Below are 12,532 nucleotides of genomic sequence, written 5' to 3'. Positions count from 1 at the left end.
CCTCTCCCGATCGTGTCAGGTCAAGCCATTCCGGCCTGTCACGCCATTTGCGGACAGGGGCGACGCGGCCAGTCGATCAGGCCGATAAGGTTGTCCACGAAGGCCTCGCGCTCCTTCAGGGTAGGGCGCTTCGGCCGCATGAGGATGTCCGAACGGTAGCCGACTATCGCTGCAACCGTCACAAGCGTCAGGCGCTCGGCTTCTTCCCGCGTGAAATGGGTCGCATAGAATTCGGTGATGCAACTGCGGAAACGCCATGGTCCCCGCTCGTAGAACATCTCGTTGATCTCGGGGAATCGCTCGCCTTCGCTCAACACGAGGCGGAACAGTTGCACCGAGTTCTCGCGCAGCAGGCAGTCGAGGAAGCGGAGACACGCCCGCCGCAGGGCTGGGAACGAGAATGCCTGCCCGGTGAGCACTTCGTTCACCTCCTGCGCAAACGCGTCCACCTTGTTGTCCACCACGGCGGCGAAAAGCTCTTCCTTCGAGCTGAAGTGCGCCCAGAGCGTCGCTTTCGAGCCGCCCAGTTCGTCGGCGATGGAAGACATCGTGGTGGCGGCATAGCCGCGTTCGAAGAAGGATTTCGTCGCGACCTCCACGATCGCCGCGCGCTTCTTCGCCTTGTTGAGTTCTCTCTTGCCCGGATTTTCTGTCATAGTGGTACTGGCTAGTACACTTTTTGATTGACAGGCGCAAGTCGGACTCCGATAAAAACTGTACCGATGAGTACGATAACTATCCCCCGAGTCGCGGCAGCTTCGATGCTTGCCGTAGGCCTTTCGCTGTCCGCCTGCGCCGTGCCCGACCTGGGGCCGAAGCCGCAGATGCGGGCTCCCGCAACCCTGGACAGCGCCCAATCCCTGAGCGCCACGTCCGATGCCGCATGGCCGCAGCAGCAGTGGTGGACCGCTTATGGCGACGCCCAGCTCGATGCCCTCGTGGCCGAGGCGCTGGCCAATTCGCCCGATGTCGCCGAAGCGCAGGCCCGTATCCTGCAGGCGCGCGGCGCCGCGCTGGTCGCCGGGGCCTCGACCCTGCCGACGGTGGGCGGGCAGGGTTCCGCCGGTGGCAGGAAGCAGAGCTACAACAACGGCATTCCGGCCAATTTCGTGCCGAAGGGCTGGAAGAGCACCGGCGATCTCGCGCTTTCCGGCGATTTCGACCTCGATCTCTGGGGCAAGTATCGCAAGATGCTGGCCGCCGCGACGTCCGAGCAGAAGGCTGCCGAGGCCGATGCCCGCCAGGCCGAGCTGATGATCTCCTCGAACGTGGTCTCCTCCTATTTCGACCTTGCCCGCCTCGTGGCGCGCGGCGAGGCGCTAAAGGATGCGGTCTCGGCGCGCGAGGCGATGGTTACGCTCAGCGACCAGCGCAGCCGGCAGGGCCTCGACAGCGAACTGCCGCTGCGCCAGTCGGAATCGCTGGCCGCCTCGGCCCGCGCCCAGCTTTCGGCCAATAGCGAGCAGATCCTGCTGCGCCGCCATGCGCTGGCAGCGCTGCTCGGCGCCGGACCGGATCGCGGTCTCGCGATCGCGCCCAGCTCCATCGCCAGCCTGCCGGTCACCCCGGTTCCCGCCGATGCCGGGATCGGTCTCGTCGGTCGCCGCCCGGATATCGTCGCCGCGCGTCTGCGCGCCGAGGGGGCGGGCAAGCGGATCGATGCCGCCAAGGCCGCGTTCCTGCCCGATATCTCGATCAGCGGGCTGTTCGGCCTCCAGTCGCTCGGCCTCTCGAACCTGTTCAAGAGCGGGTCCACTTATGGAAATGCAGGCGGAGCGATCAGCCTGCCCATCTTCCAGGGCGGCCGCCTCAAGGGCGAGTACACCAAGACGCGCGGTGCCTACGATCTTGCCGTGGCGGACTACAATGCCACGGTGATCGGCGCGCTTCAGGACGTGGCCGACGCGCTCGCCACCCGCAATGCGGCGGCCGAGCAGGAACAGGCCTCCGCCGACGCGCAGGACAAGTCGGCCCGCGCCTACGACATCGCGATGAAGCGCTACAAGGGCGGCCTCGCCAACTACCTCGACGCGCTGAGCGCCGAGACCACCGCGCTCGATGCGCGGCAGGCCGCCGTCGATGCCCATTTCCGGACCCTCGCCAGCGAAGTCGCGCTCAAGCGCGCGCTGGGCGGCGGTTACGAAGACAATTCAAGCAAGAAGGCTCCCGAGTGATGAGTGACGAACAGACAAACGAGCAAGGCTCCGGGAGCGTGCTTGGCAAGAACAGGCGCAAGCCGCTGCTGATCGGCCTCGCGGTCGGCGTGGCGGCGGTGGGCCTGCTCTATTTCGCTTATGATACTTTCATCGGCAGCCGCTCGGTCTCGACCGACAATGCCTATGTCGGCGGCGACAATGCGCAAGTGACGCCGCTGACTTCGGGCCGCGTGGTGGAAGTGCTGGTCACCGACACCCAGCCCGTCCGCAAGGGCCAGCTGCTGTTCCGCATCGAGGACTCCGACCAGCGCATCGCGCTGGCGCAGGCCGAAGCCGAACTCGCCGCCGCGCAGCGCCGTTACGGCCAGTCGCTCGCGCAGAACCGGGCGCTCGGCGCCTCGGCGGACGCCAGCGATGCGCAGATCAACTCCGCCAAGGCCAGCGTGGCTTCGGCCGAGGCGACCCTGACCAAGGCCAAGACCGACTTCGCGCGCCGCAAGGCGCTCGTCGGCAGCGGCGCCGTTTCCGGCGACGAACTGACCAGCGCCCAGCAGCAGCTCGCCTCGGCGCAGGCCTCGGCCAGCGAGGCGCGCGCGATGCTCGCCCAGATGCAGGCCGCCGCCGTCAGCGCCCGCCGCCAGGAAGACGCTGCCGTCGCCCTGACCAAGGGCACTTCGGACACGACCGCACCGGAAATCCGCCAGGCCCAGGCCAAGCTCGACCAGGCGAAGCTCGATCTCGAACGCACCGTGGTGCGCGCGCCGATCGACGGGGTGATCGCCAAGCGGGCCATCCAGGTCGGCCAGAAGGTTCAGGCCGGCGGCGTGGCGATGACGGTGGTTCCGGTCGGCCACCTCTATGTCGATGCCAACTTCAAGGAAACACAGCTCGGCAAGGTCCGTCCCGGCCAGCCCGCAACGCTGACCTCCGACTTCTACGGTTCGGGCGTGACCTATCACGGCAAGGTCGTGGGCTTCTCGGGCGGCACCGGCGCGGCGTTCTCGCTGATCCCGGCGCAGAACGCGACGGGTAACTGGATCAAAGTGGTGCAGCGCCTGCCGGTGCGCATCGAACTCGATCCCAAGGAGCTTCAGGAGCACCCGCTGCGCATCGGTCTCTCGATGGATGCCGAGATCGAACTGACGGACGCCGACTGATGGCCGGCGCAGCCACTGCGCCCGCAGCCGGAAACGCGAACGGAGGCGCCGCAACCGGCGAAACCACGTTTACGGGTGCGAAGCTGCTCATCGCCGGTTTCCTGCTGGCGATGGCCAACTTCGTCGTCGTGCTCGACATGACGATCGCCAACGTCTCGATCCCGCACATTTCGGGCGGATTGGGCGTCTCGGTGTCCAACGGCACCTGGGCGATCACCTCCTACGCGGTGGCCGAGGCGATCTGCGTGCCGCTGACCGGCTGGCTCGCGGGGCGCTTCGGGTCCTTGCGCGTGTTCCTGCTCTCGCTGATCGGCTTCGGCGTGTTTTCCGCGCTCTGCGGGATCGCCCATACTTTCGGACTGCTGGTGCTGTTCCGTCTGGGGCAGGGGTTCTGCGGCGGTCCGCTGATGCCGCTGACGCAGACGCTGCTGCTGCGCATCTTCCCCAAGCACATGCACCCGCGCGCCATGGCCATGTGGGCGATGACCGTCGTCACCGCGCCGATCGCGGGTCCGATCGTCGGCGGCTACATCTCTGACAACTGGTCGTGGGAATGGATATTCTTCATCAACGTGCCGATCGTGGCGCTGGTCTTCTTCGGCCTCTTCACGATCCTTCGCGGGGTGGAGACGCCGACGCGAAAGCTGCCGATCGACGTCGTGGGTCTCGGACTGCTGATCGCCTGGGTCGCCGCGTTCCAGATGATGCTGGATCTCGGCCGCGAACACGACTGGTTCGGTTCGCCCTTCATCGTCGCCCTGGCGGTGATCGCGGTGATCTTCTTCATCGCCTTCGTGATATGGGAGCTGACCGACGATCATCCGGTGGTGGACCTCAAGGTCTTCCGGCATCGGGGATTCTCGGCGGCGACGTTCTCGCTGACGATCGCTTTCGGCACATATTTCGCCTCGGTCGTGGTGATCCCGCAGTGGCTCCAGACCTCGATGGGCTACACTGCGACCCAGGCGGGCGAGGCCATGGCCTTCTCCGGCGTGCTGGCGGTCTTCGCCTCGCCCTTCGTGCCCAAGCTGATGCAGCGCTTCGATCCCCGCATGCTGGTGTTCATCGGCATTTCGTGGATCGGCGTGGTGGCACTCTTCCGGACGAGCTGGTCCACCGACGTGCCGTTCTGGACGATCGCCTGGCCGCAGCTGGTGCAGGGCGTGGGCGTCTCGCTGTTCATGGTGCCGCTCACGACGATCAGCCTAGCCTCCGTCCGGCCCGACGAGACGGCAGGCGCGGCGGGCATCGCCAACTTCGGTCGCACACTGGCCAGCGCTATCGCCACGGCGCTGGTGACGACCACCTGGGAGGACAAATCCCGCGCCAACGGGGCGGACATGGCGGCCACGATGAACAACCCGCAGCAGACCATGGACCAGATGCAGGCTGCCGGCTTCTCGATGGAGCAGGCGCGCCAGACGCTGGCCAATCTGGTCAACGCGCAAGGAACCGCGCTCGGCACCGTGCACATTTTTGCGCTCTGCGCGATCCTGCTGTTCATTGCCGCGTGCACTATCTGGATTGCCCCGCGTCCCCCGCGCGGTGCGAAGCCGGCGTCAGGAGGGCACTGATCCCCAGGACTCCTCCCCAGGGTTCCTGAACGTCCTGCCTGACGCCAAGCGAGCCGCCGATGCCATCTCCTCCTCCGGCATCGGCGGCTTTTGCTTGTTCAGGAGAAGCTGCGCCGCACGAGGCGCGGCAGTACGGCCACCTGCGCGCAGGCCCGCATCACGAAGAACAGGGTGAAGGCGGCCCAGAGGCCGTGATTGCCCCAGGGATGCAGTTCCCAGAGCAGCGCTGCGTAGACCGCCATCGCCGCCAGCATCGTCCCCATCATCGCCCGCGTCCATCCGGCGCCGACGAACACGCCGTCGAGCACATAGGCCGAGACGCCGAGCAGTGGGAGCAGCACCAGCCAGGGCGCATAAGTGGCGGTGGCGGCGATGACGTCCGGCGCGGTGGTGAAGGCCGCTGCGAGCATGCGCCCGCCCAGCGCATAGCCGAGCGTCAGGATCAGCCCCATGACCGCGCCCCACAGCAGCGCCGAGCGGACCGTTGCGGTGAAGCGGCTGCGGTCGCGGGCGCCGAGGGCTTCGCCGCAAAGCACTTGCGCGGCACTTTCGAAACCGTCGAGCAGCAGCGTCGCCAGCATGAACAGCTGGAACAGGATGCCGTTCGCCGCCAGCGTGACCGGCCCGGCCTGCGCGCCGGTGCGGGCGAAGGCGAGGAGGGCGGCGGTCAGCAGCAGGGTGCGCAGGAACAGGTCGCGGTTGAGCGCGAAGAGGCGGGCGAGTTCGCGGCGCCGCCAGGTCGCCCGCTGTCGCACCGAGGCGAAAGCGGCGCGGGCCTCCGGCCGGCGGAGCACGAGGGCGGCCAGCACCAGGAACTTGAACAGCTCGGAGGAGAAGGTCGCCGTCGCCACCCCGGTCACGCCCCAGTGCACCGCGAGCACGAGGAACAGGTCTAGCGCGATGTGCACGATATTGGCTACAACTTCGACCACCAGCACATGGCGGACGAGGCGCTGGCCGATCAGCCAGCCCACCAGCACGCAGTTGCCCAGCCACAGCGGCCCGGCCCAGTAACGGATGGCGATGTAGTGCCGGGCGCTCTCGCGGACCGCGCCTTTCGCTTCCAGCAGGTCCAGCCCGAACGGGATCGCCAGCGGCATCAGGCAGAGCAGCACTGCGCCGATGCCCAGCGCCACCGCCATGGCCCGCGCCAGGGTCTCGCCTTGCGCGCTGCGCTCGCCGCGTCCGGCACTCTGGGCGGTCAGCGCCACGGTGCTGGTGCGCAGGAAGTTGAACACGTTGAGCAGGCCCATCATGTATTTCGCGCCCAGCTCGACCGCGCCTTGCGCCGGGGCGTCGCCGAGGCGCCCGATCGCCCACATGTCGGCCAGTCCGAACAGTGCAGTGGCGACATTGGTCAGCATCGCGGGAAGGGCGATCGACCAGAGCAGGCGGGTCTGGCTTCGGGCGGGCTGGATGAGGTGCTCGGTCAAGGTCGTTCGCGATTAGCGCAGGCTCTTGAGTGGGGCAATCGACGGGCGGGCATGGGGCGAATCGTCCAATCGACTCGGCGGAGGACGCGCGTCAGAGTGATTCGATTTTCCCTGAATCTTCGCTTCGGAACGCTTTCAGGTTCATGCTGCAACTGCGAACGTCGTTCACGGGCATGCAACATAACGAGAGCGCCCCGGCCCGCTTTGTGCGGGCCGGGGCGCTGAAAAGTAGTCTGTAGAAGATGTTGCGCCTGCGAAGATTCGGCGCGCCGGAAAGAAATTAACTTCCTTCCCGGCGCGCTCTCTCCCAACGCCGGTAAAGCCGCAAGCGACCTTTCGCCAATTACTCTGCAACAATTTCGTCAGATCGCAAAGCGGAATTGCAGGCACCGGAGTCGATTGTTCATTCGTGATGCATGAAGGCTACCAGACCAGTGGCACCGCTTCCGGTCCGATCACGCCGCCGGGGCGGTACTCGATGCGGGTGCCCGGCTGGAGGTCGAAGTTCGGCACCCGCTTCAGCCATTCCTGAAGCGCGATCTTCACTTCGAGACGGGCGAGGTGCCCCCCCATGCAGCTGTGTACGCCCACGGTGAAAGCCAGGATCGTCTTGCGCGGGCGGTCGAAGTCCACCGTCATCGGATCGGGAAAGACTTCGGGGTCGAAGTTGCAGGCGGGCAGAATGAAGGTGACGCGGTCGCCCTTCTTCATCTGCACCCCGCGCATCTCGTGGTCACGGTCGAGCACCCGGCCGGAGAACGTCACCGACCAGCGACGCAGCAGTTCCTCGACGATCCGGTCGATGTCCTCCGGGCGGTCGATGATCTCCTGCCGCTGCTCCGGGTTCTGCGCCAGCCAGAGCCAGATATTGTTGAGCGTGGCGAAGACGGTGTCGAGCCCGCCGATGAACAGGAAGCAGACGAAGCCGAAGATCTCCTTGTCGGAGAGCGGCACGCCGTCGGGCTCTGCATGGGCGATCAGGCTGACGACGCCGTCGTCCGGATGCGCCTTCTTCTCGGCGATGGCTTCCTTGAGGTAGGCGGTGATCTTGGCCATGGCCTGGCCCATGATCGCGCGGTCGTTGGAATGGAGCAGTTCCATCGCCCATTCCACGAACGTGTCGCGCATGGCCTGGGGGAGGCCCATGATGTCGAGGAAGACCGAGACCGGCAGCGGGCGGCCGAAGTCCTCGGTGAACTCGCACGTGCCGCCCGCAGCGACTTTGGCCTCGATCGCGTCGATCAGGTCGTTGGAGCGCTTGCGGATCAGCTCTTCCAGCTTGAGCACGCCCTTGGGGCTGAATACCGGGTCGACGATATTGCGGTATTTGCGGTGGTGCGGCGGGTCGATCTCGATCGGGATGAAGTAGAAATAGTCGTTCGGATCGCGGGGGAAGGGGGTGGCGCCCTCGTTCGAGAAGATGTCCGGATGGCGCAGGCCGAACAGGGCATCCTCGTGCTTGGTGAGGTGCCACATGTTCCCCATCGGGCTGACGTCGTAATAGATCGGCGGCTGCTTGTGATGGAGCGCGGCCATGAAATCGTGGGGGGCGGCCAGAAATTCCGGGCCGACGGTCAGGCCGGACTGGCGGACAAGCTCGGCCGGGACATGGTCGGGGATCTGGTCCATGCCGACATGGCGCGGGAGGTTCGGCGGAACCGGATTGGCGGCGTCGATGGGCATGGCTTTCTTCCTTTCCGGCGGATCAGAACTGATGTTCGGGCATGTGGACGACAAGCCCGTCGAGCGCCGCGGTCATCTCGATCTGGCAGCAGAGACGGCTGCCGGGCTTGAGTTCCGCCGCCACCGCTTCCAGAAGTTCCTCCTCGGCCTGCGAGGAAGGGCCGCCGACCGTCTCCACCCAGTCCTCGTCGACGTAGCAGTGGCAGGTGGCGCAGGAGAGGCCGCCGCCGCATTCGCCGGTTATGCCGTCGATCCCGTTATAGACGGCGCCGTGCATGACATTGTCGCCGAGTCCCACCTCGACGGCGGACGCGCGCCCTTCGTGATCGACGTAAGTGACCTTGGGCATCGAACTCTCCCTTCGACTGTTGTCGCGCTTCTGAGAACGCTGTTCTCAAAATGTCTAACGCGGACATCGGCAGCGAGTCAATGGGAGGCTGGACCGGGCGCGTCGGAGAGCCTAGTCCTTGATCGATGGCCACCCAGCGTCCGACTTCCGCTCCCCCCGCCGCTCCCTTTGCCGCCCCTTTCGCTGCGTCCGACGACGGCGAGAACGACCGTAGTCGACTGCTGATCGAAGCGGCGCACGACCTGCTCGACGAGGCCGGTCTGGAAGGGTTGACGATCCGCGCGGTGCTGGCGCGCACCGGCCTTGCGCGCCGCGCCTTCTACGAGCGGTTCCAGGGCAAGGACGATCTCGTGCTGGCGGTCTTCGATTCCTCGTTGCGATCGGCCGCGCTGCGGTTCGGCGAGATGACGCGGCAGGTGGCCAGCCCGACCGAAGCACTGAGGCTCATCGTTTCCGGCATTGTCGTCGGCCAGCTCGGCCATGGCCAGAACGGCGGGATGGAAGGCGGCGCCCATCTGCGCAGCGCCGCGCTCAGCCGCGAGCACCTGCGGCTCGCCCAGTCCCGTCCCGCCGAGCTACAGGCCGCGCTCCAGCCTCTGCTCGATCTCATGGCCGGGCTGGTCGCGGAGGGGATCGGGAATGGCGAATTCCGTCCGGCCGAGCCGCACTTGCAGGCGCGGCTGATCTACAACCTGGTTTCGACCACGGTGCACACCGTCCTGCTCCAGGAAGAAGGCGGCGCTCCCGACCTCTCCGAGCGAGAGGCCCTGGCCGCGGCGATCTGGGATTTTTGCAGGCGGGCGATCGTCGCCTGAAGGATCACAGTGGGGCGATCCGTTCCAGCATCCCTTCGATATCCGCCGGGCGCGCAAGATCGGTGCCGGCGCGCAGGACGGCGGCGGAACCGGCAGCCATGCCGCGGCGGAAGGCTTCCAGTTCGCTGTCGCCCCGGCACAGCGCATGGACCATCGCGGAGACGAAGCTGTCGCCAGCGCCCACCGCACTGGCGGCGTCGATCTTGAGTGCGGGAAGGAACACCGGCCCTTCGGTGCGGGCGAGCACAGCGCCTTCATGGCCCATCGTCACCGCGACCAGCCGGGCCTTGCCGCTCTCGACGATCTCCATCGCGGCCTTGCCGATCGCCTCGACATCCTCAAGCTTGCGGCCGATGTAGTCCTGCAATTCGCCCTGGCTCGGCTTGACCAGCAGGAGGCCGCCTTCGGCGATCCCCGCCGCCAGGGCCTTGCCCGAACTGTCCAGCACGACCTCGCGCCCGCGTTTCCGCATAAGGCGCGAGACGCGCGCGTAAAAATCGTCGGGTACGCCGGGCGGCAGCGATCCGCTCATGACCAGCACGTCGCAGTCGGCTTCGGCGAGGCGGTCTAGGCATTCCTGCCACTCGGCCTCGCGGACATGCGGACCGGCGGGGGTGAAGCGGTATTCCTTTCCGGTATCGTGTTCGAGAATATCGGCGGCGATGCGGGTCGGTCCGGCAATGGCGATGCGGGTACGCACGAGCTGGTGGAGGTCGATCAGCCCGTCCAGCGCCGGGCCGGTGGCCCCGCCGGAGAGATAGAAGCACCGCGCATTGCCGCCGAGCCGCACGAAGACCCGCGCCACGTTGATGCCGCCGCCGCCCGGCGCGTAATGCTCGTTTTCGGTGCGCATCTTGTGGGTGTGGCGCACTTGGCCGACATCGTAGGACACGTCGATGGTCGGGTTCATCGTCAGCGTGGCGATGCTCTTCATCAAGGCGGCTCCCTTCGTGGACAGGCCGGGTTCTCATGCATCCCCGCGCAGGCGGGGAGCGACGATAGGTCGTCCTGGATTTATTCGACCTGCAACCTGTCCGGTGCTCAGGCCGCGTCGCGTCTGTCCGGCGGCGGTCCTTCGGGAAACTCCAGCTTCGCCCCCGGTTGCGGCCTGCCGAACAGGAAGCCCTGGCCCTGGGTGCAGCCTTCGGAACGCAAGTATTCGCGCTCCACGTCGCTCTCGATTCCCTCTGCCGCCACGGTCAGTCCGAGGCTGCGCCCCAGGCCGATCACGGCACGGATCACCGCACGGGAACTGGCTTCCTCGTGGAGGTTGAGAATGAACGACTTGTCGATCTTGATCTTGGTGAAAGGGTAGTTGAGGAGGTAGCTCAGCGAGGAATAGCCGGTGCCGAAGTCGTCGAGCGAGATGCCGATGCCGAAACCGCGCAAGTTGCGGATGATCGCGGCGGGGCGGGGGCCTTGCTCCATCAGCACCGCCTCGGTGATTTCGAGTTCGAGCCGCTCGGCGCTGAGGCCCGAGGCGGCGAGGGCATCGGTGACCGTGCCCAGCAGGTTGCCGTTGCGGAACTGCACGGGCGAGACATTGACCGAGAGGCGCACATGTTCGGGCCAGCGCGTCGCCTCGCGGCAGGCCTTCTGCAGGACGAAGCTGCCGAGCCTGTCGATCAGCCCGAGTTCTTCCGCCAGCGGCACGAAGACTTCGGGCGAGACCGGGCCGCGCTCCGTATGGTTCCAGCGCAGCAGCGCCTCGCAGCACTCGATCGCACCGGTTTCGAGGTTGAGCAGGGGTTGGTAGTGGACGTCGAGTTCGCCGTCCTGCACGGCCTTGCGCAAGTCCGTTTCAAGGCGGATCTTGGCTTGCGCGGCTTCGTCGAGGGCGACTTCGAAGCGGCGGCAGGTGCCGCGCCGGTCGGCCTTGGCGGCGTAGAGCGCGAGGTCGGCATAGCGCAGCAGCGTCTCGGGGTCGCTGCTGTCGAGGGGCGCGGCGGCCATGCCCATGGTGGCGCCGGTGTGCAGGGTATTGCCGTCGACGTGATAGGCTTCGCCAAGCGCGGCGATGATCGCCTTGCTCACGTGCTCGGCCTCGGCAAGGTCCGTCCTGCGGAACACGATCGCGAATTCGTCGCCGCCGATACGGAAGAGCAGGGTGCCGGGCGGGACCAGGCCGCGCATCCGCCGCGCGGCTTCGGCGAGCAGGGCATCCCCGAAGAGATGGCCGTAAGTGTCGTTGACGGTCTTGAAATTGTCGAGGTCGATAAGCGCCAGCGTCACCGTTTCCGAGGGTGAGGCCTTCGACAGCAGGTCGTGCAGCGTTTCGCGGCAATGCGTGCGGTTCGCAAGTCCGGTTACTTCATCGTGGCGCGCCATGTATTCCATGCGCCGTTCGATGCGGCGACGCTCGGTCATGTCGAAGATCGAGGCGATCGTTACCGGCCGCCCCTCGATGGCCGAGGCATGGGTGGTCACATGGGTTTCCATCACATCGCCGTCACGCCGGAACATCGTCCAGCCCGCATTGCAGGTGGGCGTGTCGGCTTCGAGCATCCGCGCGGCCTCGGGCCAGGCTTCGCCGCCGAACAGGTGGCGGGCATCGAGGCCTTCGATCTCGTCAGGAGCATATCCGAACAGGCGGCAGGCAGCGGCATTCGCAGCGCGGATCCGGCCGGTTTCCGGATCGTGGACCAGCATGGCCAGCGGGTTCTGCTCGAACAGGAGGCGGAAGCTTTCCTCCTTCTGCTTGAGGTCGGTGATGTCCACGCGCAGGCCGATCGAGCCGCCGTCGTCTGTCCGGCGTTCCTCGATGAGCACATAGCGGCCGTTGGCGAGGCGCTGTTCGTGCCGCGCAGCGGGCTGCTGCATCAGCGACAGGCGGTCTGCGAGCCACTCTTCCTCGCGCCCGCTTGCTTCGGGATAGTCACCGCGCGCGACACCCACCCGCAGCGTGTCTGCCAGCCTTGCGCCGGGTTCGAGCAGATCGGCGGAACGGCAGTAGATTTCCTCGTACTTGCGGTTCCAGAGGATGTAGCGACCCTGCTCGTCGAGGAACACGACGCCTTGCGGCAGCACGTCGATAGCCTCGCGCAGGCGTCGTTCCGCGCGGGAAGCTGCCGCGAGTGCGGCGTCGAGCGATCCCGGTGGCGCTTCGCCTGCCAACGGCTCGTACTCTTCCGAAGTTACCAGAACCAACTTTGCGTCCCCGTGTTGGAATCAGGTTATGTCACAAGATGTTAACATTTCCGTCAACGCCTGATGGTGTCATGCGTTGCAATGCCGGTCGACACTCTTGACGGCAAGTTAACCAATAACAAGGGCCCGCCGCAGGGGGAGTGCGACGGGCCTGGTTTTCCTCCCCAGGAAAACGCTTGAGAGGTTATCCGGCTCCGAAGAGCCGGTGGTTCCGGTCG

At 66.4% G+C, this 12,532-nt stretch carries 10 protein-coding genes; 4 read left to right on the top strand and 6 right to left on the bottom strand.

The features are described from left to right. Positions 1–38: 38 nt before the first annotated feature. Positions 39–656 carry a TetR/AcrR family transcriptional regulator gene (locus AC4D6D_RS13370; protein WP_147215780.1) on the bottom strand — a complete coding sequence of 206 codons (618 nt, stop codon included), beginning with the start codon at positions 654–656 and terminating at the stop codon, positions 39–41. A 105-nt stretch (positions 657–761) separates the two neighbouring features. Here AC4D6D_RS13370 and AC4D6D_RS13365 point away from each other — a divergent pair, with 105 nt between their 5' ends. The 3 genes from AC4D6D_RS13365 to AC4D6D_RS13355 are packed head-to-tail and all read left to right on the top strand — an operon-like array spanning position 762 to position 4,887. Further along, positions 762–2,174 (top strand): efflux transporter outer membrane subunit, encoded by a 1,413-nt coding sequence (locus tag AC4D6D_RS13365; RefSeq protein ID WP_491325683.1) that lies wholly within the window; start codon positions 762–764, stop codon positions 2,172–2,174. After that, entirely contained in the window at positions 2,174–3,313 is a 1,140-nt protein-coding gene (locus tag AC4D6D_RS13360) for an HlyD family secretion protein (protein ID WP_491325682.1), read from the top strand. The genes AC4D6D_RS13365 and AC4D6D_RS13360 overlap by 1 nt, the downstream gene beginning before the upstream one ends. Next, positions 3,313–4,887, top strand: coding sequence for a DHA2 family efflux MFS transporter permease subunit (locus tag AC4D6D_RS13355; protein WP_147215773.1), 1,575 nt, complete (start codon positions 3,313–3,315; stop codon positions 4,885–4,887). Before AC4D6D_RS13360 ends, AC4D6D_RS13355 begins: the two co-directional genes overlap by 1 nt. 98 nt (positions 4,888–4,985) lie before the next feature. On the opposite strand, the gene AC4D6D_RS13350 is transcribed toward AC4D6D_RS13355, so the two are convergent. From AC4D6D_RS13350 to AC4D6D_RS13340, 3 genes are all read right to left on the bottom strand, one after another. After that, positions 4,986–6,320, bottom strand: coding sequence for an MATE family efflux transporter (locus tag AC4D6D_RS13350; RefSeq protein ID WP_491325681.1), 1,335 nt, complete (start codon positions 6,318–6,320; stop codon positions 4,986–4,988). A 423-nt stretch (positions 6,321–6,743) separates the two neighbouring features. After that, positions 6,744–8,003: a cytochrome P450 gene (locus AC4D6D_RS13345; protein WP_491325680.1), complete on the bottom strand. Its 1,260-nt coding sequence runs from the start codon at positions 8,001–8,003 to the stop codon at positions 6,744–6,746. A gap of 22 nt (positions 8,004–8,025) precedes the next feature. Then, positions 8,026–8,352, bottom strand: coding sequence for a 2Fe-2S iron-sulfur cluster-binding protein (locus AC4D6D_RS13340; RefSeq protein ID WP_491325679.1), 327 nt, complete (start codon positions 8,350–8,352; stop codon positions 8,026–8,028). A 125-nt stretch (positions 8,353–8,477) separates the two neighbouring features. Here AC4D6D_RS13340 and AC4D6D_RS13335 point away from each other — a divergent pair, with 125 nt between their 5' ends. After that, a complete protein-coding gene (locus tag AC4D6D_RS13335; RefSeq protein ID WP_491325678.1) occupies positions 8,478–9,167 on the top strand; it encodes a TetR/AcrR family transcriptional regulator in 690 nt (229 codons plus the stop codon). A gap of 4 nt (positions 9,168–9,171) precedes the next feature. On the opposite strand, the gene AC4D6D_RS13330 is transcribed toward AC4D6D_RS13335, so the two are convergent. Together AC4D6D_RS13330 and AC4D6D_RS13325 are read right to left on the bottom strand one after the other, a co-directional pair. Continuing rightward, positions 9,172–10,101, bottom strand: a complete 930-nt coding sequence (locus AC4D6D_RS13330) for a 1-phosphofructokinase family hexose kinase (RefSeq protein ID WP_491325677.1) — start codon at positions 10,099–10,101, stop codon at positions 9,172–9,174. 107 nt (positions 10,102–10,208) lie between these two features. Further along, positions 10,209–12,314: a putative bifunctional diguanylate cyclase/phosphodiesterase gene (locus AC4D6D_RS13325; protein ID WP_491325676.1), complete on the bottom strand. Its 2,106-nt coding sequence runs from the start codon at positions 12,312–12,314 to the stop codon at positions 10,209–10,211. Positions 12,315–12,532 lie beyond the last annotated feature (218 nt).

It is taken from the genome of Novosphingobium sp. BF6 (assembly GCF_058273105.1).
This window is presented reverse-complemented; position numbering and strand designations above follow the sequence as displayed.